Annotated in this window: 15 protein-coding genes; 5 read left to right on the top strand and 10 right to left on the bottom strand. The window is 73.9% G+C overall.

The window, feature by feature from the left end; translation table 11 throughout:
• Positions 1–39: 39 nt before the first annotated feature.
• Positions 40–609 carry a MarR family winged helix-turn-helix transcriptional regulator gene (locus AQJ11_RS47325; RefSeq protein ID WP_079082608.1) on the top strand — a complete coding sequence of 190 codons (570 nt, stop codon included), beginning with the start codon at positions 40–42 and terminating at the stop codon, positions 607–609.
• Here AQJ11_RS47325 and AQJ11_RS38575 read toward each other — a convergent pair.
• Positions 554–1,030, bottom strand: a complete 477-nt coding sequence (locus AQJ11_RS38575) for a MarR family winged helix-turn-helix transcriptional regulator (RefSeq protein WP_244218568.1) — start codon at positions 1,028–1,030, stop codon at positions 554–556. The two genes, AQJ11_RS47325 and AQJ11_RS38575, sit on opposite strands and share 56 nt — an antisense overlap.
• 56 nt (positions 1,031–1,086) lie before the next feature.
• On the opposite strand from AQJ11_RS38575, the gene AQJ11_RS38570 reads away from it, so the two are divergent.
• Entirely contained in the window at positions 1,087–1,959 is an 873-nt protein-coding gene (locus AQJ11_RS38570; protein ID WP_244218567.1) for an SDR family NAD(P)-dependent oxidoreductase, read from the top strand.
• A 533-nt stretch (positions 1,960–2,492) separates the two neighbouring features.
• On the opposite strand, the gene AQJ11_RS38565 is transcribed toward AQJ11_RS38570, so the two are convergent.
• On the bottom strand, positions 2,493–4,808 hold the full coding sequence (locus AQJ11_RS38565) for a hypothetical protein (protein ID WP_059266451.1): 2,316 nt from the start codon (positions 4,806–4,808) through the stop codon (positions 2,493–2,495).
• A 103-nt stretch (positions 4,809–4,911) separates the two neighbouring features.
• Between AQJ11_RS38565 and AQJ11_RS38560 the strand changes: the two genes are divergently transcribed.
• Entirely contained in the window at positions 4,912–6,141 is a 1,230-nt protein-coding gene (locus tag AQJ11_RS38560) for an SUKH-4 family immunity protein (protein WP_059266450.1), read from the top strand.
• 85 nt (positions 6,142–6,226) lie between these two features.
• On the opposite strand, the gene AQJ11_RS38555 is transcribed toward AQJ11_RS38560, so the two are convergent.
• The gene (locus tag AQJ11_RS38555) at positions 6,227–8,308 is read right to left on the bottom strand and encodes a SpoIIE family protein phosphatase (protein WP_059266449.1); all 2,082 of its coding nucleotides are present in this window, start codon (positions 8,306–8,308) and stop codon (positions 6,227–6,229) included.
• 216 nt (positions 8,309–8,524) lie between these two features.
• On the opposite strand from AQJ11_RS38555, the gene AQJ11_RS38550 reads away from it, so the two are divergent.
• Positions 8,525–10,987, top strand: coding sequence for a SpoIIE family protein phosphatase (locus AQJ11_RS38550; protein WP_059266448.1), 2,463 nt, complete (start codon positions 8,525–8,527; stop codon positions 10,985–10,987).
• A 453-nt stretch (positions 10,988–11,440) separates the two neighbouring features.
• On the opposite strand, the gene AQJ11_RS38545 is transcribed toward AQJ11_RS38550, so the two are convergent.
• From AQJ11_RS38545 to AQJ11_RS38535, 3 genes are all read right to left on the bottom strand, one after another.
• Positions 11,441–12,235, bottom strand: a complete 795-nt coding sequence (locus AQJ11_RS38545; RefSeq protein ID WP_014669294.1) for an SDR family NAD(P)-dependent oxidoreductase — start codon at positions 12,233–12,235, stop codon at positions 11,441–11,443.
• 37 nt (positions 12,236–12,272) lie between these two features.
• Positions 12,273–13,097: an aldo/keto reductase gene (locus AQJ11_RS38540; RefSeq protein WP_014669295.1), complete on the bottom strand. Its 825-nt coding sequence runs from the start codon at positions 13,095–13,097 to the stop codon at positions 12,273–12,275.
• 185 nt (positions 13,098–13,282) lie between these two features.
• On the bottom strand, positions 13,283–14,242 hold the full coding sequence (locus tag AQJ11_RS38535; RefSeq protein WP_059266447.1) for an alpha/beta hydrolase family protein: 960 nt from the start codon (positions 14,240–14,242) through the stop codon (positions 13,283–13,285).
• Positions 14,243–14,398: 156 nt separating this feature from the next.
• Between AQJ11_RS38535 and AQJ11_RS38530 the strand changes: the two genes are divergently transcribed.
• Positions 14,399–14,995 (top strand): TetR/AcrR family transcriptional regulator, encoded by a 597-nt coding sequence (locus tag AQJ11_RS38530; RefSeq protein WP_059266446.1) that lies wholly within the window; start codon positions 14,399–14,401, stop codon positions 14,993–14,995.
• A gap of 432 nt (positions 14,996–15,427) precedes the next feature.
• On the opposite strand, the gene AQJ11_RS38525 is transcribed toward AQJ11_RS38530, so the two are convergent.
• Genes AQJ11_RS38525 through AQJ11_RS38510 form a run of 4 tightly spaced genes read right to left on the bottom strand, consistent with a single transcriptional unit; the run spans position 15,428 to position 20,280 of the window.
• Positions 15,428–16,582, bottom strand: a complete 1,155-nt coding sequence (locus AQJ11_RS38525; RefSeq protein WP_059266445.1) for an XdhC family protein — start codon at positions 16,580–16,582, stop codon at positions 15,428–15,430.
• Positions 16,575–18,713, bottom strand: a complete 2,139-nt coding sequence (locus AQJ11_RS38520) for a xanthine dehydrogenase family protein molybdopterin-binding subunit (RefSeq protein WP_059266444.1) — start codon at positions 18,711–18,713, stop codon at positions 16,575–16,577. Before AQJ11_RS38520 ends, AQJ11_RS38525 begins: the two co-directional genes overlap by 8 nt.
• Positions 18,710–19,702, bottom strand: a complete 993-nt coding sequence (locus tag AQJ11_RS38515) for an FAD binding domain-containing protein (protein WP_059266443.1) — start codon at positions 19,700–19,702, stop codon at positions 18,710–18,712. The genes AQJ11_RS38520 and AQJ11_RS38515 overlap by 4 nt, the downstream gene beginning before the upstream one ends.
• The gene (locus AQJ11_RS38510; RefSeq protein ID WP_014669302.1) at positions 19,699–20,280 is read right to left on the bottom strand and encodes a (2Fe-2S)-binding protein; all 582 of its coding nucleotides are present in this window, start codon (positions 20,278–20,280) and stop codon (positions 19,699–19,701) included. The genes AQJ11_RS38515 and AQJ11_RS38510 overlap by 4 nt, the downstream gene beginning before the upstream one ends.
• Positions 20,281–20,468 lie beyond the last annotated feature (188 nt).

Genomic DNA, 20,468 nt, shown 5'->3' with positions numbered 1-20,468 from the left:
AGCCACCCCGTCGGGCGACCCGGCAGATCCCGGCCAGGTATGGCGCAGCTTGAGGCATCGGCCCGGGAAGCCGATGACGTTGATGCGGTCACCCGGGCGGTGCTCACGGCGTCCCGCGTGCTGACGGCGGTCTCCGCCCGCTCGCTCGCCGAGGTCGAGGAACGGGTCACGCTGCCGCAGTTCCGCATGCTCGTCGTGATGTCCGGTCGTGGTGCCATCAAGCTCGTCGCATTGGCCGAGTCGCTACGGGTCACGCCCTCCACCGCGCTGCGGATGGCGGACCGCGTCATCGCGGCCGGGCTCGCCGAACGGCAGCCCAATCCCGACGACCGCCGGGAGACGCTGCTGACGCTCACCGAGGAAGGCCGGCGGACCGTCGAGTCGGTCAGCGCCCGACGCCGGGCCGGGATCCAGGCGATCGTCCAGCGACTGCGGCCGGCCCGGCGCCTGGCACTCGTCGAGGCCCTCGACGCCTTCAGTGAGGCGGCCGGAGAGCCCCCTGCCCCCGGCGCGCACACCTGCCCCCGCTCGGCTGGCCGACGTGAGCCCGACGTCAGAGGTGCCTGTCTCCAGCGGCGCCGTGCCGGGTGGCTTCGTCGGTGTCCGTGAGGAGTTGTTCCAGGCGTGTGAGCTGACGGGTGTCGAGGGCGCCGAAGATGCGCTGGAGTATCCGGGTGCCCGCCTGCTCGCCGGCGGCGAGGGCCGCGTGGCCCTGCTCGGTCAGCGTGACGGTCTTGCGCCGGCGGTCCACGGGGTCGGAGGCCCGGGTGACCAGTCGCAGGCGTTCGAGGGCTTCGACGGCCTGGGTGACGGAGCGGGGCGCCTGGCCGAGCGCCTCGGCGAGTTCGGCTTGGTGGAGGGCGCCGCGCCGGGCGAGGAGCCGTAGCAGCTTGGTGCGGGCCAGGGACAGGCCGGCCGCGGCCATGTGCTGGTCGACCGCCGTCCGGACCTGGTGGGCGACGGTCAGGAACCGCAGGCCCACGTCCGCGGGGTCGGGGCTGGTGGGGGGCGTCGTTTCGTGCTCGCTCATGACGGCGGGTATCGTCCCACACGTAATTGATGAGGTACCTCATGAATGGAGGAGCGGTGACTCGTCCCATCGCTGTGATCACCGGCGCGACCTCCGGGCTGGGCCGGATCGCCGCCCTGGAGCTCGCCCGCCGCGGCTACGACCTCGGCATCGTGGCGCGGTCCCCGGGCAGGGCCGAAGCCCTGCTCGCCGAACTGGGGGAAGTGACCGGGGGTGCCGCGCGGGCCGACGTCTTCCTCGCCGACCTCGGGGTCGTCGCACAGGCCCGCTGGGCGGGCCGGGAGATCGCCGCGCGGTACGCGCGGCTGGACGTACTGGTCAACAACGCGGGCCTGCACGCGTTCTCCCAGCGCGTCACGGCCGAGGGGCTGGCGGAGATGACCGCCGTCAACTACCTCGGCCCGTTCGCCCTGACCCAGGCGCTGACGGACACGCTCCTGGCGTCCGCTCCGGCGCGGATCGTGAACGTCGCCTCCGAGGCCTCCCGGCGGGCCGGGAGCATCGCACCGGCCACGGACCTGCGGGACACCGCCCCCTACACGCGGCGCGAGTCGATGGCCCTCTACGGCCGGACCAAGCTCATGACCATCATGTGGACCCGGGAACTGGCCCGGCGCCTGGACGCCGCGAAGGTCACGGTCAACTGCTGCGACCCGGGCTTCAACGCCACCGGTCTCGGCCGCGACCTGCCCGGCTCCGCCGCGCTCCGGCGCGTCCTGGACGTCCTCAAGGTCGGCGACCCGCGCAGGGGCGCGGGGATCATCGTCCGCCTGGCGACCGATCCGGCGTTCGCGCACACCACCGGCGGCTACTTCTCCGTACGCGACGCCAGGCCGTTGCGGTGCCCCGAGCCTGGCCGTGGCGAGGACGTCCAACGGCGACTGTGGACGGAAACGGAGTCGTTGCTCGCCGTGACGGGTGCCGCATAGCAGGAGGAGGTCGAAGAGACGGCGGTCACCGCCTGAACGCGGCCGTAAGGGGGAGGAGCAGCTCATGGGCCGTGCCCCGGGCGCAGACGTCGGCGGTGGCGGGGACGCGGGCGGCCCGGGTGCCGTCGGCGGCGAGCGCCAGGCGCCGGGAGCGGCCCCGGGGCGCCCAGGGTGGTGATCCGGGCGTCGTAGGTGTGCGGCGCGATCTTGTAGAGCTGGTGCCGGCGACGGCGCCGCAGGTCTGCGGCGACCGCGGCCCGCCCGCCACGTCCAGCAGCCGCGGTCCGGCCCGGCCTCCCGCAGTGCGTCCCGGGACTGCCGCGTCGACGCGGACCCCCAGACAGCGGTGCAGCACCTCGGCGTGGGGCGCGTGCCTGGGCCGCCACCGCCGCCGCGGGGCCCACCGCCCCGGCCAAGTCCGTACTGCGGGACGCCCCGGCCGCGCCCCGGGAGCGCGGGGACCTGCTGGTCCACTCCGGGTGTCCGTCACCGTGCCCGTCGAGGACAGCGAATTCCGCACCCGGCGCGGGCCGTCAGCCGGCGGCCGGGCTCTTCGGGAGCCAGGCCGCGAAGACCTCCGGGAGACGGTCGAGGTCCTCGGCCGTGACCGTGACGAGACGCAGGCCGTGGTGGCGGGCCAGCTCCCGCTTGCGCGCGACCTTCGCCGCGTACGCCTCCCTCGTCAGCAGCCCCAGCGCCTCGACGAACGTGCCGTCCGCCAGGCGCCAGTCCGCCCGCAGGCCGGTCGTGTTGAGTTCCGGGTGGCGCGGGTAGGCGGGCTCCGGCTCGTGGGCCACGCCCCAGTGGTGCAGGAAGTCGTCCACGTGCCGTTCGAACAGGGAACGGCACAGGTGCCCGTCCGTCGCCCTGGTCGCCGTACCCATCGACGTGCGGACCCCGTCCGTGAGGAGCCCCGCGTGCCCCAGCCACTCCGTCCAGGTGCGGGCCGGGCGCGCCGGCCGCGCGCTCAGCAGCGTGGAGGCGGGGCGCGGCACCAGGAAACGGCAGAGCATCGCCTCGTCGACCAGGCCGGCGTTGCCGAACGGGACGCTGACGCGGTCGAGTTGGGCGAGGGACGGCGGCCCGGAGAACTCGATCCGAGCGAGCCGGCGCAGCGCGTACACGACCGCCTCCGTCCACGCGCCGTCCTCGCCGGTGTCCCGCAGCACCCCGTTCCTCGCCAGGGCGCAGCAGCCGTGGCAGTAGAAGAGCCCCGGGCGCGCCGACTGGGCGGAGCGCCCGCAGAGCCGGCACGGCCCGCGTCCCGCCAGGTCCACGGGGGCCCCGAACAGCGACTCCAGGGCGCGCCGGTAGTACGGGTTCTCCGCCGCGTCGTCGGCGAGCGGCGGCAGCGGGCTCTCGGCCGTCGCCGTGGCCGTCCCGCCGCCGGGCTTCGTGTCGAGCCAGCGGCGGTGGGGCTCCGGGACCAGCCGCTGCACGGCGGCCGTCACCCGGCTGGAGCGGCTCACCGGGCTGATCGCGCCCGGCGCGAACGCGGCCCGGAGGTTGCGCCGCTCCACCTCCTCGGGCGGCGCGCCCCAGGTCACCAGCAGTGGCCGCACGCCGTGCCGGCGCAGCAGCACCGTCAGCGCCTCGGCGAGCGGCGCCGCGTACACGGTGAGCGTCCCCGAGTCCGGGTCGAACCAGCCGGCTTCGGGGAGCGCGTCCCGTGACACCCCCGGCTTCGGGAGCCGGATGGACCACGTGCCCCGGCCCACGACGACCACCGCGTCCGGGAAGCCGCCGAGAGCCGCCGGGTCCTCGGGCGCGTCCACGTCCACCCCGTGCGCGCGCAGCGCGTCGAGCGCCTCGGCGCGCAGTCGCTCGTCGACGAGGGTGAGGGGGCCGTCCGGCTCGTGGTACTGCCCGACCTCCACCCCGGACGCGTCCAGCACGAGGACGCGGGTGCGGTGGAAGACGGAACGGGTGACGGCACGCAGGCCGCGGAAGCCGTGCGCCGTGTTCCGGTACGTCTCCCAGGCCTCCAGGAGCGACCGTGCCTCGGCGTCCCGGCGCCGCCGCGCGCGGTCCCGCTCGGTCTCGCGCCCCCAGGTCCCGCCGGCGGCCCGGTGGCTCACACCGGCCCGCATGCGGATGGCGAGCCGCTCGGCCAGCGCCCGGCGCAGGCCCCACTCGACACCGGCCGGAGTCTCCTGCTCCGCGTCCCGGTCCGCGTTCCCGTCCGCGTCCCGCCCCGCGTTGTGTTCTGCCAGGTACGCGTCCACGAGGGCGCGTACGGTCCGGCGCTCGGGCAGCACGAGCCGTACCGAACCGACCGCGTACCCGAAGGCCTTCTGCTCCGCCCACGACACCGGCTCGTGGCGGCTGGGCTTCCAGTCCGCGTCGGCCTCGCCCTCGCCGTTCCCGTCGTCGTCCTCGTCGTCCTCGTCGTCCTCGTCGTAGAGGTCGTCGTGGAAACGGCTGTCGCTCTCCAGGTCGTGGAGCTCGATCCATCCGTGACAGCCGACGGGTGTGCCGGTCTCCTCGGTGAGCCTGCGGATGCTCTCACTGGTGACGTCCAGCGCGCTGCTGTAGAGGTAGCCCAGGTGCCGGTCGAGAATGGACCCGCCGTGCTCGGGCGGGGCGGCGACCGAGACGGCACGCGTGTCGTAGCCGTTGTCGGGCCGGGGGACGAGGCTGACGCGCACCGGTATGACGGCGGCGGACTCTGCCGTGCCGGGTGCCGGCCTGACGTTCTCCTTCCGCAGCAGGCGCAGGACGAACGCCCGCAGGGCGGGGACGGAGTCGCCGAAGACCGCGAACCCCGGGGTGTGGTCCTTGGCCGGGTCGCCCGGGATCATGAGCAGACCGGCGTCGGGGGCGTACTGGATCGCGTCTCGGCTCGACATGGCCGGATTATGACAGAGGCATATGCACGCCACCGGGGGCCGCCGTTGTCAGTGGCGGCTCCTATCGTGGAGGGGTCGCTCGAACTCAGCACACGGGGGAGACATGTCCGAGACCAGCGTCGTCATGCCCGGGCACGCGCCGCATCCGGCGATCGTCCATGAACCGACCCGCCGCGTCCTGGCTCCGGGGGAGCGGTTGGACGGCCATGGGCTGGTCAGTTTCCGTCCGCTCACCGAGCCGTCGCTGCTGACGGTCCGTGACCATGTGACCGTGCTGGGCGGCGACCCGGCGGAGCTCGATCCGGACCTCGCCGGACTGCTGCTGATCGGCCGTCTGATCGTGGAGGGCGACGAGGACGGCGAGGAGGTCGTCCTCGACGCCGTCACCGGGCGGGTCTTCAGCATGTGGCTCTACGTCAAGTCGCCGGGCGGCGCGGAGCTGTTCCCGCTGGCGCCGTCGGTCGGCGCGCTGGCCCGCTTCCTGGCGGCGGTGGACGAGTTCCGGGGGCTGCGCGGCCGGTTCGCCGGCCTGGCCGGGAGGACGGGCCCTGACGCGGTGAGGGACGCCGAGCACCTGCTGACGGCGGTGTTCGCCGAGGAGGAGTGGGGTGAGGACGGCTGGGGTCCGGCCGGTCCGCGGTCCGGCTGGGACCGGCCGATACCGGCGTTCTGGAGGATCGCCGCGGTGATACGCCCGCTCGGCCTGATCGCCGGTCCTGGGCGGGGGCTGGCCTTGGACCTGCCGGAAGGTCTGCTGGACGAGGCGTTCGGCGCCGAGGGGATGGTGCGGCTCACCGACGACCAGGTGCCGGCGGCACTCGGCCACGCTCCGACCCGCCGTTTCCTGACCGAAGCGGGCCTGCCCCGCGACGGCTTCATGTTCTACGGCCCCCCGGGCGAACCGCTGGTCACGCTCCCGGAGGACTGGGCCGAGTCGCAGAGCAACCCCCGGCACGCCCACCTGTGGCACGGCGGCGAACAACTGCCGCCGGACGCGGAGCACCTGGTGGTGCTCGGCGGGCTGGTCCACGACTTCGACCTGCTGATCGACGGCCGCACCGGTGCCCTCTTCCGCACCGAGCTCGGCGCCGACCACGTCGTCCCGGTCAACGCCGACATCTCCACCCTCGCCTTCACGCTCTGGCTGCACCAGCGGGAACAGGCCCTGGACAAGGAGCACGAGTTCACCCAGGACTTCTACCACCAGCTCGCCGACACCATGATCGAGGTGCTGGCCTCGGTCGACCCGGTCGCCTGTGCCCCCGCCGCGGCCCCGGACGGCTACCGTTACTGGCCGGAGGTCTTCCACGACGAGGCGGGAGGCGTCCTCTGACGGCAGGCGTCCCGGTCCCGTTCCGGGGGCGGGCGTCCAGCCCCGGCCGCGGACCGGGCAGCACGCCGGCTCCCGGGCGCCGCGCCTACAGCGCCCGGGCCACGAGCAGGGCCACGTCGTCGTGGTCGTCGGGGTGCCGCAGGCCGTACAGCAGGAGGTCGCAGGTCTCCTCCAGGGGCCGCTCGGGCGCGTCGAGGAAGCCGAGCAGGGTGTTCAACCGGTCGTCGATCGAGTGCTGCCGGGTCTCGACGAGGCCGTCGGTGTAGAGCACCAGCAGGTCGCCGGGCCCCAGCCCGACCGCGGCGGTCTCGAACCGGATGCCGCCGACGCCGAGCGGGGCACCGGAGGGCAGGTCGAGCAGCCTCGGGTCCTCGCCGGTGCGGGCCAGCGCGGGCGGCATGTGCCCCGCGTTGGCCATGCGGCACTGTCGCGTGTGCGGGTCGAACACGGCGTAGAGACACGTCACGATGTAGTGCTCCAGATCGCAGGTGATCTTGTCCAGATGCCGGAGCACCTCCTCCGGGTCCAGGTCCAGGTCCGCGTAGGCGCAGGTGGCGGTGCGCAGCCGGCCCATCGTGGCGGCGGCGTCGATGCCGTTGCCCATGACGTCCCCGACGACCAGGGCGGTCTTGTCGCCGGTGAGGGGGATGACGTCGTACCAGTCGCCGCCCACCTCGCTGGTGGCCTGCGCCGGCTGGTAGCGGGAGGCCACGAGCAGGCCGGTGTGGCGCGGCGGATGGTCGGGGAGCAGGCTGCGCTGGAGGGTCAGGGCGGTGTTGCGCACGCTCTGGTACCAGCGGGCGTTGTCGATGGCCACGGCGGCACGGCTCGCCAGCTCGCCGGCCAGGACGACGTCGTCGTCGTCGAACGGGTCCGGGGTGCGGGTGCGTTTGAGGTCGAGGGCGCCCAGCACCTCGCCGTGGGCGATCAGCGGCACGGCGAGGTACGAGTGGACACCGGAGCGCGCGAGCAGGGCGGCGGCCTCCGCGTCCCGGGCGATCCGCCGCAGATCGCGTTCGCCGACGTGCCGCACCAGGACCGGCCGGCCGGTGTGCACGCACAGCGTGACCAGCCGGTCCCCGTCGTAGGAGGCGAGGTCACCGGGGGCGTCGGCCGCGCGCAGCGCCACGGTGGGGTGGGCCGCCCTCAGAGCGAGGGCGCGGAACAGCTCCGGGCCGCCCGCCGGCTCGCGCACGCGGCGGCAGGCCAGAGCGGAGTCGAGTACGTCCACGGCGACCACGTCGGCGAGTTCGCGGCTGGCGATCTCGGCCAGCTCGGCGGCGGTCTGCTCCACCTCCAGGCTGGTGCCGACGCGGGTGGAGGCGTGGGCGATCAGAGCCAGCCGGCGCCGGGCCCGGTCCGCCTCGGCCGCCGCGCGGTGCCGTTCGGTGACGTCGACGACCGAGGTGGCGGCGCCGAGCACCCGCCCGCCCGGGTCCTCCAGGCGGTAGAAGGACAGGGACCAGGCGTGCTCGTGCTCGGGGTCGGAGCGGGGCCGGCCCACGTGGTACTGGTCGAGCAGCGGGGTGCCGGTGGTGAGCACCTGACGCAGCGCGGACTCGACGGTGTCGACGTCGGGGAAGGGCAGGGTCTCCCGCAGCCGGCGGCCGAGGTGGTCCTCGGCGGGGATGCCGTCGATCCGCTCCAGCGCCGGGTTGACCAGCAGATACCGCAGATCGGGATCCAGCAGGGCGAGACCGATCGGGGACTGGTTGATCAGCCGCTCACACAGGGCGAGATCGGTCTCGACGCGCTGGAGCAGGCTGTGGTCGGCGGCGAGCCCAAGGGCGTAGACGTCCCCGAGGTCGTCGAGCAGCCGCATGTTGCGGAACTCCATCAGGCGCGTGCCGCCGTCCTTGTGCCGGATGGGGAACGCGCCGGCCCAGCTCCGGCCCGTCGCCATGACGTCCGCGAACAGCTTGACGACCGCTTGCAGGTGCTCGGGGTGGATGATCAGGCGGGCCGCCGGTCTGCCGAGTGCCTCGTCCGCGGAGTAGCCGAACAACTCCTCGGCCTGCGGGGTCCAGAACACGATGCGCCCGTCGGTGTCGAGGACCAGCGCGGCCACGCTGAGCACGTCCAGCAGGCTGGTCCGCCGGGGCGGCTCGGCGTCGTACGGATCCTCGTCGGGCGGATCATCGTCGGTCGGGAAGGATTCGGCTGTCATCCCTGAGCCTCCTGTACCGGCCGGCGGCGCCCGGCTAAGGCCCCGTTCCGGCCGGACCCGGTTCCTTCCATGCTCCCTCCGGTCCTGCGCGGGGGCGACACAGCCCCGTGACGCCCCGGCCACCGCCGGCGAACCCCGGCCGGGCCCCGCCCCACCCCCCGGACCGTGCGCATCGACCAGACAAGCAGGATCATAGTCATGTAAAGGACGGAACCCATGAACCCTGTGCGAAACGGCTCCGATCCCCCCGCGCCCGCCGACGCGTGCCACCTCTTCGACGCGTCCTCCGACGCGGCCGCCGTGCTCTCCGGCCGCGGGATCGTGCTCGGCTGGACCCGGGGCGCCGAGGACCTGTTCGGCTATCCGGCGGCGGAGGCCGTCGGCCGGTCCGCAGCGCGCCTGGCGGCCATGCCGGAGGACCCCGTGCGCATCGTCGGCATCGCCGAACGCTGCCGGGCCGGCATGGGATGGAGCGGCCTCATCCCCGTCCGGCACCGCGACGGCCACCGGATGGAGGTCGACCTCCGGGTGTCCGCCGTCTTCCGCATGCACGGCGAGGAGTGCTTCCTGATCTCGGCGCACGAACGGCGGCAGCGGTGGTCCGTGGGCGAGTCCGTCCTCGACGGGTTCCTGACCCGCTCGCCGGTCGGCATGGCGGTGGTGGACCGGCAGCTGCGCTACGTGTGGCTGAACGACACGCTGGAACGCCTGGGCGGCGTGCCCCGGGAACAGCGGCTGGGGCACCGGCTGAGCGAGCTGCTGCCCGGACTCCAGACCGAGACCCTCGAAGGGCTGATGCGGAAGGTCGTGGAGACCGGGGCCCCGGTCACCGACTACGAGTACGTGGGATGGAGCTGGTCGGACCCCCACCGCCAGCACGCCTACTCCACCTCCTTCTTCCCCCTGGTGGACGCGGACGAGTCGGTCACGGGCGTCTGCTACATGGTCATGGACGTCACCGAGCGGTGGAACGCCCGCCAGCTGCTGTCGATGGTCAACGAGGCCGGCACCAGCATCGGCAGGACGCTGGACGTGATGCGCACGGCCCAGGAGCTGGCCGACTTCGCGGTGCCCCGCCTCGCGGACTTCGTCGTCGTCGACCTCCTGGAACCCGTCCTCAGCACGGCGGGACACGGGACGTGGCTGACCGACGCCGGACCGGCGTCGGCGCGGCCGGTGATGCGCCGCGCCGGGATAAGTTCGGTGCGTGAGGGCTGCCCGGAGGCCGTGGCACGGATCGGCGACCGGGTGGACTTCCTCCCTCCGCCGCGCGACCCCGGCATGCTCGTCAGGGGTGAGCCCACGCTCGTCCCGGTGCTCGACCCGGCCGACGACCTCTGGATCGCGCAGCAGCCGGAATGGGTCGGCAGCATCACGGAGTTCGGACTGCACTCCCTGATCTCCGTGCCGATGCGGGCCCGCAACACCGTCCTCGGCCTCACCACGTTCGTACGCTCGGTCAACCCCGTCTCGTTCCAGCCCGACGACGTCCTGGTGGCCCAGGAACTGGTGGCGCGGGCGGCGTTGTGCGTCGACAACGCCCGCCGCTACACCCGGGAGCACGTGGCGGCCGTCACGCTCCAGCGCAGTCTGCTGCCCCACACCCTGAGCGGCGGCACCGCGCTGGAGGTGGCCTCGCACTATCTGCCCGCGGACCCGGCCGGCGGAGTCGGCGGCGACTGGTTCGACGTGATCCCGCTGTCCGGTGCCCGCGTGGGCCTGGTGGTCGGCGACGTCGTCGGTCACGGCATCACCGCGGCGGCGGGCATGGGCCGGCTGCGCACCGCCGTACAGACCCTCGCGGACATGGAGATGGCGCCCGACGACCTGCTGGCCCATCTCGACGACCTCGTGCTCCGGCTCAGCGAGGAGGAGACCGGCGACGGGGCCGCCGACGACGGCGCGAGCGCGTTCCTCGGGGCGACCTGCCTGTACGCCGTCTACGACCCCGTCACCCGGCGGTGCACGATGGCCCGGGCCGGCCATCCGCCGCCCGTCCTCGTCACACCGGACGGTCGCGTCGACTTCCCCACCCCGCCCGCCGGGCCGCCGCTCGGGCTGGGCGGGATCGGATTCGAGACCGGCGAGATCGAACTGCCCCCGGACAGCGTCTTCGGCCTCTACACCGACGGACTGGTCGAGGCGGCCGACCGCGACATGGAGGTGGGCATGGCCCGGCTCGGCGAGGCCCTGGCCCGGCCCGGCACCGACCTGGACACCCTGTGCCGGACCACCGTCCAGCGCTTCGCCTCCGGCCCCCAGTCCGACGACATCGCCCTGCTCCTGGCCCGTACGCACGCGGTACGGCCCGACCACGTGGCCTCGTGGGACGTCCCGGCGGACCCGGCCGCGGTGGCCGACGTCCGGAGCCGCGCCGCCCGCCAGGTGGAGGCATGGGGCTTCGGGGACCTGGCCATGACGACGGAACTGATCGTCAGCGAGCTGGTCACCAACGCGATCCGCTACGCGGCCCCGCCGATCCGGCTGCGCCTCCTTCGTGACGCCCGTCTGACCTGCGAGGTCGCCGACGGCAGCAGCACCGCCCCCCGGCTGCGGCACGCCCGCAGCACGGACGAGGGCGGCCGGGGGCTGTTCCTGGTGGCCCAACTGGTCCACCGCTGGGGAGCCCGGTACACACCCGACGGAAAGATCATCTGGGCGGAACAGGAAATTCCGTGAGCAGGGCGGCTACGGGGCGGCTTCTCCGGGTTGCGGACGGAGGAGAGGCCGGTCATGCGGGCGTCCTCGACGCGGACGGCCATGACGCTGACCACGGCGGGGTCGCAGGTGACCGCGCCCCGGCTGCGCGGGCAGCCGCCGAAGGAGAAGCGCAGCACGCTCCCGGCGCCGACGATCGGCCGCAGCGCGGCCCGCTTGAGACCACCGCCGTCGCTCACGAGGACGATCCGCGGGGCGAGCACGTCGAGGAGGTCCGGCGGGTTTCCGGTTTCCAGCGCCCGCCGGAACGACTCCAGGGCCCCCGGGTGGCGCCCGGCGGCACCACCGTACGGGGGCGGCCGGCCTCGACGAACGCCTCGGTCGCCGGGTCGCCTGTGATCGCCCATGTCTCGCCCCTCTTCTCGCCGGCCTTGACATCAAGGCACCGGAGAAGCGCGGGTTGTGACGCCGGCGTCAGGGCAGGATGGAGTCCACGTAGCCGCCGTCGACCCGCAGCGCGCCTCCCGTGGTGGCGGAGGCGTGGGGCGAGCTGAGGTAGACGACCATGTTCGCGATCTCCTCGGGCTCGATGAGCCGTTGGATCAGGGACTGCGGCCGGTACTTGAGCATGAACTCGCGCTGTGCCTCGTCCCAGCTCAGCTCGTCCCCGACGAGTTGCCGGACGAAGTCCTCGACACCGCCGGTGTGCGTGGGCCCGGCGATCACCGAGTTGACGGTGACACCGCTGCCGGCGGCCTCCTTGGCGAAACCGCGGCTGACCGCGAGGAGCGACGTCTTGGTCATGCCGTAGTGGATCATCTCCGCCGGGATCACCACGGCGGAGTCGCTCGCGACGTTCAGGATGCGGCCCCAGCCCCGGTCCCGCATGCCGGGCAGGCAGGCGCGGATCAGCCGGACCGCGGACAGCACGTTGACCTCGAAGTAGCGGACCCACTCGGCGTCCTCGATCTCCAGCGGCGGGGTGGCGCCGAAGATCCCGAGGTTGTTGACGAGGATGTCGATCTCGGGCACGGCGTCGAGCACGGCCCGGGCGCCGTCCGCGGTCGCCAGATCCCCGGCCGCGCCCACGACGTCGGCCGCGCCGGCCTCGGCACGGACCTCCTGCACGGCCTTCTCGACGGTCTCGCCGCGACGGCCGTTGACGACCACCCGCGCGCCGGCGCGGGCGAGGCCGACGGCGATGGCCTGGCCGATGCCCTGGGTGGAGCCGGTGACCAGCGCGGTCCGGCCCGTCAGGTCGATCTGCATGGGAAACCTCCTCGGATGCGGGACGGGACGACGGCGCTCAGTTGAAGGTGTCGGGGTCCGGACCGGTCCGCAGGCCCCGGTCCAGGGCGGCCAGGCTGCGCAGGTCCTCGTCGGTCAGCTCGAAGCCGAAGACGTCCAGGTTCTGCCGGACGCGCTCGGGCGTCACCGACTTGGGGATCACGATGTTGCCGATCTGGAGGTGCCAGCGCAGTACGACCTGCGCCGGGCTCACGCCGTACCGCGCGGCGAGGTCCGCCACCGCCTGGTCACCGAGGACCGCGCCCTGCGCGAGCGGGCTCCACGCCTCCGTGGCGATGCCGTGCCGCTCGTGGAAGGCGCGCAGTTCCTCCTGCTGGAGGCCGGGGTGCAGCTCGACCTGGTTGACCGCCGGCGTGACGCCGGTGTTCTCCATCAGCCGCTCCAGGTGGGCCACCTGGAAGTTGGAGACGCCGATCGCACGGACGCGGCCCTCGCCGAGGATCTTCTCGAAGGCCCGCCAGGTGTCGAGGTACCGGTCGCGGGCCGGGGCGGGCCAGTGGATGAGGTACAGGTCGACGTAGTCGAGACCGAGCTTGTCGAGGGAGGCGTCGAAGGCCGCGAGGGTCGCGTCGTGACCCTGGTCCTCGTTCCACAGCTTGGTGGTGACGAACAGTTCGTCGCGCGCGATGCCGGACTCCGCGATGGCGCGGCCGACGCCACGCTCGTTGCCGTAGATCGCGGCCGTGTCGATGCTGCGGTACCCGGCCTCCAGCGCGGTGGCGACCGCGGCGGTGGTCTCGTCGTCGGGGACCTGGAAGACACCGAAGCCGAGCTGCGGCATCTCGATGCCGTTGTTCAGCGTCACGTTCGGGATCGAGGTCATGGCAGTGCCGTCCTTCCGGAAGTGCGCCGCTCGCCGGGTGCGGGGGCGTCCCGTCTGGGTACCCCTCGTCGCGTCGTCCGAGAGCGACCGTTGTACTTTCCAGGCGTGGGCATTCATGCGCACACGCCTGACAATAGTTGCGGACGCGGTATACATGCAAACGCAAGCGGGCCCCGGGTGCGCGGCTACCTGGATTCCACCCGCCCGAACGCGTCCGGACCGGTGGTCAGCGCCTCTTGGGCGTCCCGCCACGCGCTGTCGCCCGGGCTGAACGCGCTGCGCAGGTAGGCGGAGGTGAGCCGGGCGAGCGCGGCGACCCGTCCGGGGTGCTCGTCCGTCGTCTCGGCGGCGTCGTACCCGGCGATCCCGCCGAGGCCGTGCTCCGCGTCGAACAGGGTGAGCAGGGTCTTGGGGGCCGGGGCGAGGTGGTACGGGTCGGCGTGCCAGGCCGGTCCCATGTCCGTGAAGTGCCGCGAGTCGTCCCTGTCGCCGGCGACGACCAGCGCGGGCGTGGTCATGGTGGAGAAGTCGAGGGTCCGGAAGACCGGCGCCCGTTCGGCCATCACCCCGTTCAGGACGTCACCGCCCCGGCCGGGGGCGGCCAGCAGAACGCCCTGCTTGATCCGGGGTTCGAGGAGGCGCACCTCGCCGCCGTCGTCGGGGTCGGTGAGCCGGGCGCCCAGCAGGAGGCTCGCGGTGAAGCCGCCGAGCGAGTGTCCGGCCACGGCGACGCTGTCGCGGTCCAGGCGCCCGGCGAGCCCCGGTACGGCGTTCTCGATCACGTCGAGGCGGTCGAGGACGTGGGTCATGTCCTCGGCGCGGGAACGCCAGAAGAAGGGTGCTCCGGGGGAGTCGGCGAGCAGGTGGGCGAGCGTCCTGGAGCTGAGGTGGGTGGGCTGGACGACGGCGAGGCCGGAGGCGGCCCAGAGGTGGGCGAGCGGCGCGTAACCGTTGAGGGAGGACAGGTGGTGCGAATTGCCGTGTCCGTGGGAGAGCAGGACGACGGGCAGACCGGTCCCGGTGACCGGTGCGGTGACGCGTACCTGGAGGTCGACGGGGCGTCCGGGGATGGGCAGCACCACCGGGCTGTACGAGAGCACGGGAGCCGGCGGGGTGGCGGTGGCGGCGGAGTCGGGTGCGCTCATGGGCGTGGCCTTCCTCGGGTCCGGCATCGGCCGGACGTGAAACGGAACCTTGTTCCGCTTGCGGGCACGGCTACGATACGGAACGCCGTTCCGCTTCACAAGCGCATGCGGAACATTGCTCCGCTTATCGGCGGCGAGAGGCAAGGAGACAGAGCGGTGTCCACTTCAGGCCAGACCGGACCGGCGCCGGCCCCGGGCAGGCGGGCCGACGCGGTGCGCAACCAGCAGAAGCTGCTGGCCGCCGCCGCCGAGGTGTTCGTGACCTCCGGCGTCGACGCGCCGATCCGCGAGATCGCCGCCAAGGCGGGCGTCGGGATGGGGACGATCTACCGGCACTTCCCGACGCGGGCCGATCTCGTCGTCGCCGTCTTCCGCCACCAGGTCGAGGAGTGCGCCGAGGCGGGCCCGCGCCTGCTGGCCGACGCCGACTCGCCGCTCGCGGCGCTGCGCCAGTGGATCGACCTCTTCATCGACTTCCTGGTCACCAAGCACGGACTGGCCGCCACACCGCAACCGGACAGCAGCGGCTTCGCCGCGCTCCACACCTACTTCCTCGACCGCCTGCTGCCCGTCGCCGAGCGACTGCTCGACGCGGCGGTCGAGGCGGGCGAGGTCCGGCCCGGCGTACAGCCGTACGAACTGATGCGCGGCGTCGGCAACCTCTGCGTCGGCGCCGGCGACGACCCCCGCTACGATCCCCGCCGCCTGGTCGCCCTGCTCCTCCAGGGACTCCGGCTCCCGGGGCCGTCCTGAGGCCGGGGTACGGGTCACCGGAGCCGGCGGGCGCCTGCCACGTCGGTGTTCTCTTGGCCCGGCGGGCGTGGTCGCGGCGACCTCCGCCCCGGGTCTAGGGGCGGCGGGTCGCCTCCAGGGCGGGTTCGGCCTCGCTGGCGGGCACGGTCGGCGGCACCTCGGGGAGGCAGTGGACCAGCCGGCTCCTGCGGGTCGTGGTGCGGGCCCGGATGTCGTCGGGCGTCGTCCCGGCGGCGCCCGGTTCGCGGATGTCCTCGGCCGCGCCCGCCGCGCCTGCGGCGCCGGGTGGTCATGTGGCGCGGGCGCTGGCGATGCGGAGCCGGTCGCGGTGGCCACCGCCGCGGACAGGTCCACACCGGCGCCTGCGGTGTGGACCTGTCCGACGGCCTGCCGACCGCGACCGGCACTCCCGGTCGCCGTATCCGAGTTCCGTCAGGCGACCGCCGCCCGTCCGCCGTCCCCGTGCCCCTTGTCGTTCTCGTGGTGGATCGGCGTGTTCCCGCCGGTCAGCGGCACCCCCGTGCCGCCCCGCCGCGCGGCGACGATCTCCGCCGTGATGGACAGGGCGGTCTCCTCCGGTGTGCGGGCGCCGAGGTCCAGGCCGATCGGTGAGCGGAGCCGGGAGAGCTCCTGTTCGGTGAGGCCCTCCGCCCGCAGACGCCGGTCGCGGTCCTCGTGGGTGCGGCGCGAACCCATCGCCCCGACGAACGCGACCGGCATCCGCAGGGCCACCTTCAGCAGCGGTATGTCGAACTTCGCGTCGTGGGTGAGCACGCACAGGACCGTACGGGCGTCGGTCGCGGTGCGCCGCAGGTAGCGGTGCGGCCAGTCGACGACGACCTCGTCGGCGTCCGGGAACCGGCCCGGCGTGGCGAAGACCGGGCGGGCGTCGCAGACGGTGACGTGGTAGCCGAGGAACTTGCCGGCCCGGGCCAGCGCCGACGCGAAGTCCACCGCGCCGAAGACGATCATGCGCGGGGGCGGCACGTTCGACTCGACCAGCAGCGTCACGCCGCCGGGGCAGTGCGAGCCGTCCGCCGACAGCTCCACCGTGCCGGTGCGGCCCGCCTCCAGCAGGGCGCGGGCCTCGGCCGCCGCCACCCGGTCCAGCTCCGGGTGACCGCCCAGACCGCCCTCGGACGTGCCGTCGGGCCGGACCAGCAGGGCCCGGCCGAGGAGTTCGGCGGGGCCCCGGGCGACCCGGGCGAGGGCCGCCGGTTCGTCCCGCGCTGCGGCCGACAGCGCCGGCCGCAGGACCGTCCTCACGGGGGCCTCGCCGGTGACCGGCGTGACCAGCACGTCGAGCGTCCCGCCGCAGGTCAGTCCCACGGCGAAGGCGTCCTCGTCGCTGTACCCGAACCGTTCGACCACGCTCCGGCCGGTCCGCAGCGCCTCGCGGCACAGGTCGTAGACCGCGCCCTCCACGCAGCCGCCGGAGACCGAGCCGATGACCGTGCCCGCGCTGTCGACGGCGAGGGCCGCGCCGGGACCGCGCGGCGCGCTGCCGCCGACCGCCACCACGGTGGCGACGGCGAACTCCCGGCCCTCCTCGGTCCAGCGGCGCAGCTCCTCGGCCAGATCAAGCATCCGGCGCCCCCGCGGCGGCCGACAGGATCCGGTCGGGCCGGATGGGCAGGGCACGATGGCGTACGCCGGTCGCGTGCCAGACCGCGTTGGCGATCGCCGCCGCGGCGCCGACGATGCCGACCTCTCCGATGCCCTTGATGCCGACCGGGTCGTCCGGGTCCGTGTCGTCGATCCAGTCCGCCTCGACGCGGGGCACGTCGGCGTGGGTGGCCACGTGGTAGCCGGCGAGGTCGGCGCCGACATGGCCGCCCGAGGCGCGGTCCCGGACGGCCTCCTCGTGCAGGGCCATGGAGATGCCCCAGATCATGCCGCCCCGTAGCTGGTTGCGGGCGGTGAGCGGGTTGATGATCCGGCCCGCCGCGAAGACGCCGAGCATGCGCCGCACCCGCACCTCACCGGTGCCCACGTCCACGGCGACCTCGGCGAACTGCGCGCCGAAGGAGTGCCGTTCGGCGGGCGGCAGGGCCGCGATGGCCTCGGCGGTGTTCGTGCGGACGGTGATGCCCTCCGGCGGGATGTCGGCGCCGAGGGCCAGCCGTTCGCGCAGCTCACCGGCCGCGGCCCGGACCGCCCAGGACCAGGAACGGGTGCCCATGGAGCCGCCGGCGATCATCGCGGGGCCGAAGGCGCTGTCCCCGATGCGCATCCGGATCCGCTCCGGCGGCACCTGGAGGGCGTCCGCGGCGACCAGGGTGAGCGCGGTACGGGCGCCGGTGCCGATGTCGGCCGCGGAGATCCGCACGGTGAAGGTGCCGTCCGGGAGCGCGGTCGCGGCGGCGGTGGACGGCGCGGCGCCCGCCGGGAACGAGGCCGCGGCCGTACCGGTGCCGAGCAGCCAGCGCCCGTCGCGGCGCACCCCGGGGCGCGGGTCCCGGTCCGCCCAGCCGAACCGCCGGGCGCCCTCGCGGAAGCAGGCGGCCAGATTGCGGCCGGCGAACGGCAGGCCCGAGACCGGGCCCTTGTCCGGTTCGTTGCGCAGGCGCAGTTCGATCGGGTCGACCCCGCACTTCTCGGCGAGTTCGTCGAGCGCCGCCTCCAGCGCGAACGACCCGGGTGCCTCGCCCGGGGCGCGCATGAACGTCGGGCTCGGCACGTCGAGCCGCACGAGGCGGTTGGCGGTGTGGTGCGCCTCGGCGTCGTACATCACCCGCGCCACCCCGGCGCTCGGTTCGACGAACTCGTACACCGTGGAGGTGGCGCTGACGGCGCTGTGCTCCAGCGCGCGCAGCCGTCCGTCGGTGTCGGCGCCGAGCCGGACGCGCTGGGTGGTGGGGCTGCGGTAGCCGGCCAGCGAGAACATCTGGCGCCGGGTGAGGACCACCCGCACGGGCCGTTGCAGGACGGTCGCGGCCATCACGGCGGCGACCTGGTGGGCGCGGACGCCCTTGCTGCCGAAGCCGCCGCCGACGTGCTCGGAACGCACCCGCACGGAGGCCGGGTCGAGCGAGAAGAGGTTCGCGAGTTCGCCGGCGACCCAGGTGACGCCCTGGTTGGAGTCGATCACCTCAAGCTGCCCGCCGTCCCAGCGGGCCGTCGCCGCGTGCGGCTCCATCGGGTTGTGGTGCTCTTCGGGGGTGGTGTACTCGGCGTCCACGACGACGGGCGAGGAGGCGAGGGCCGCGTCGAGGTCGCCCTTCTGCGTCACCGCCGGCATGTGGCCGTCCAGCGGGTAGGCGTCCGGGCGCTCGCCGGTGAACTCGACGTCGTGCGGTTCCTGCTCGTAGTGCACGACGAGGGCCTCGGCGGCCTCCCGCGCCTGCTCGGACGTCTCCGCGACTACCAGCGCGACTGGCCAGCCCCGGTGCGGCACCCGGTCGTGCTGGAAGACCGCCCAGGTCGGGTCGGGGCGCATGCCCATCAGGCCGGTGTAGTCGGTCTCCAGGCGCAGGGCGTTGCGGTGGTCCAGCACGGCCAGGACGCCCGGCATGGCGAGGACGGGCTCGGTGTCGAGGGCGCTGATGCGGCCCCGGGCGATCGTGGACAGCACCAGCCAGCCGTGGGCGAGGCCGGCGAAGGGCACCTCGCCCGCGTAGCGGGCCGCTCCGGTGACCTTGTCCCTGCCCTCGACACGGGTGTGGCCGGTGCCCACCGAGGGCGCCTGCGCGGGTGTTCCGGTGGTGACGGCGGTCATCGTGCGGTCTCCTCGGCGAGTTCGGTCAGGACGGCCACCACGAGGTTGCGGACGAGGTCCACTTTGTACCCGTTGTGCGGCAGCGGCCGGGCCGCCGCCAGCTCGGCGTCCGCCGCGGCGGCGTAGGTCTCGGCGGTGGCGGGCGCGCCGGTCAGGACCCGCTCGGCCGCGACGGCCCGCCACGGGCGGGAGGCCACGGCGCCGAGGGCCAGGCGCACGTCCTGGACGACGCCGTCACGGACGTCGAGCGCGGCGGCGAGGGAGCCGATGGCGAAGGCGTAGGAGGCGCGCTCGCGGACCTTGCGGTAGCGGGAGCGGGCGGCGACCGGGGCGGGCGGCAGCGTGACGCCGGTGATCAGCGCGCCCGGCGGCAGGGCGGTCTCCCGGTGCGGAGTGTCTCCGACGGGCAGGTAGAAGTCGGCGAGCGGCACCTGTCCGGGCCCGTCCGCCGTCTCGAACCCGACCACGGCGTCGAACGCGGTCAGGGCCACGGCCATGTCCGAGGGGTGTACGGCCACGCAGTGGTCGGAGGCGCCCAGGATCGCGTGGTTGTGGTGCTCGCCCTGGATGGCGGGGCAGCCGCTGCCGGGCACCCGCTTGTTGCAGGGCTGGGTGACGTCGGTGAAGTAGCCGCAGCGGGTGCGCTGGAGCAGGTTCCCGCCGACCGTGGCCATGTTGCGCAGCTGCCCGGAGGCACCGGCCAGCACCGCCTGGGCGAGCGCCGGGTAGCGGCGGCGGACCTCGGGGTGGGCGGCCAGGTCGCCGTTGGTGACGGTGGCGCCGATGCGCAGGCCGCCCTCCGGCGTGGCCTCGATCTCGTCCAGCGGGAGTTCGCGGATGTCGACGAGCCGCGCGGGCCGCTCGACACCGGTCTTCATCAGGTCGACGAGATTGGTGCCGCCACCGAGGTAGCGGGTGTTCGGGTCGGTGCCGAGCAGGGCGACGGCCCCGGCGACGTCGTGCGCCCGCTGGTAGTCGAACTCCCTCATGCCACGGCCTCCTCGGCGCCCGTCGCGGAGTGCGCGCGGCCCTCGTCGGACCGGGCCTCGGCCGCGCGGGCCACCGCGTCGACGATCGAGACGTACGCGGCGCAACGGCACAGGTTTCCGCTCATCCGTTCGCGGATCTCCTCGGCGGTCAGGGGTGGTGGCCCCGCTTCGGGGCGGACGTCCTCGGTGACGGCGCTCGGCCAGCCCGCCGCGTGTTCCTCGATCATCCCGATCGCCGAGCAGATCTGGCCCGGTGTGCAGTAGCCGCACTGGAAGCCGTCCAGGTCGAGGAACGCCTGCTGCACGGGGTGGAGACGGTCGCCGTCGGCCACGCCTTCGATGGTGGTGATCTCCCGGCCCTCGGCCGCCACGGCCAGTTGCAGACAGGCGACGGACCGGCGCCCGTCCAGCAGGACCGTGCAGGCCCCGCACTGCCCCTGGTCGCAGCCCTTCTTGGTGCCGGTGAGATCGAGCCGCTCGCGCAGGGCGTCGAGCAGGGTGGTGCGGTGGTCGACGGGCAGTGTGTACTTCTCGCCGTTGATCTTCAAGGTGATGACACTGGACGTCGATGAGGCCATGGGCTGCTTCTTTCGCATTTCCAGGACAGACGGGGGACCGGCGGCCGGGGGTGGGCGGCGCGGGGGGTGCGTCGTGCGGTGTGTGCCACGAGGGGCGGGTGCGGAGCTGCGGTGCGAAGGGTGCGGAGTGCCGGGGGCTGGGACCCCGGTGAGGGTGACTGGCGACTGCCGTAGGGCCGCCTCAGCCG

This window comes from Streptomyces corchorusii, from assembly GCF_001514055.1.
Lineage (GTDB): Bacteria > Actinomycetota > Actinomycetes > Streptomycetales > Streptomycetaceae > Streptomyces > Streptomyces olivaceoviridis.
This window is presented reverse-complemented; position numbering and strand designations above follow the sequence as displayed.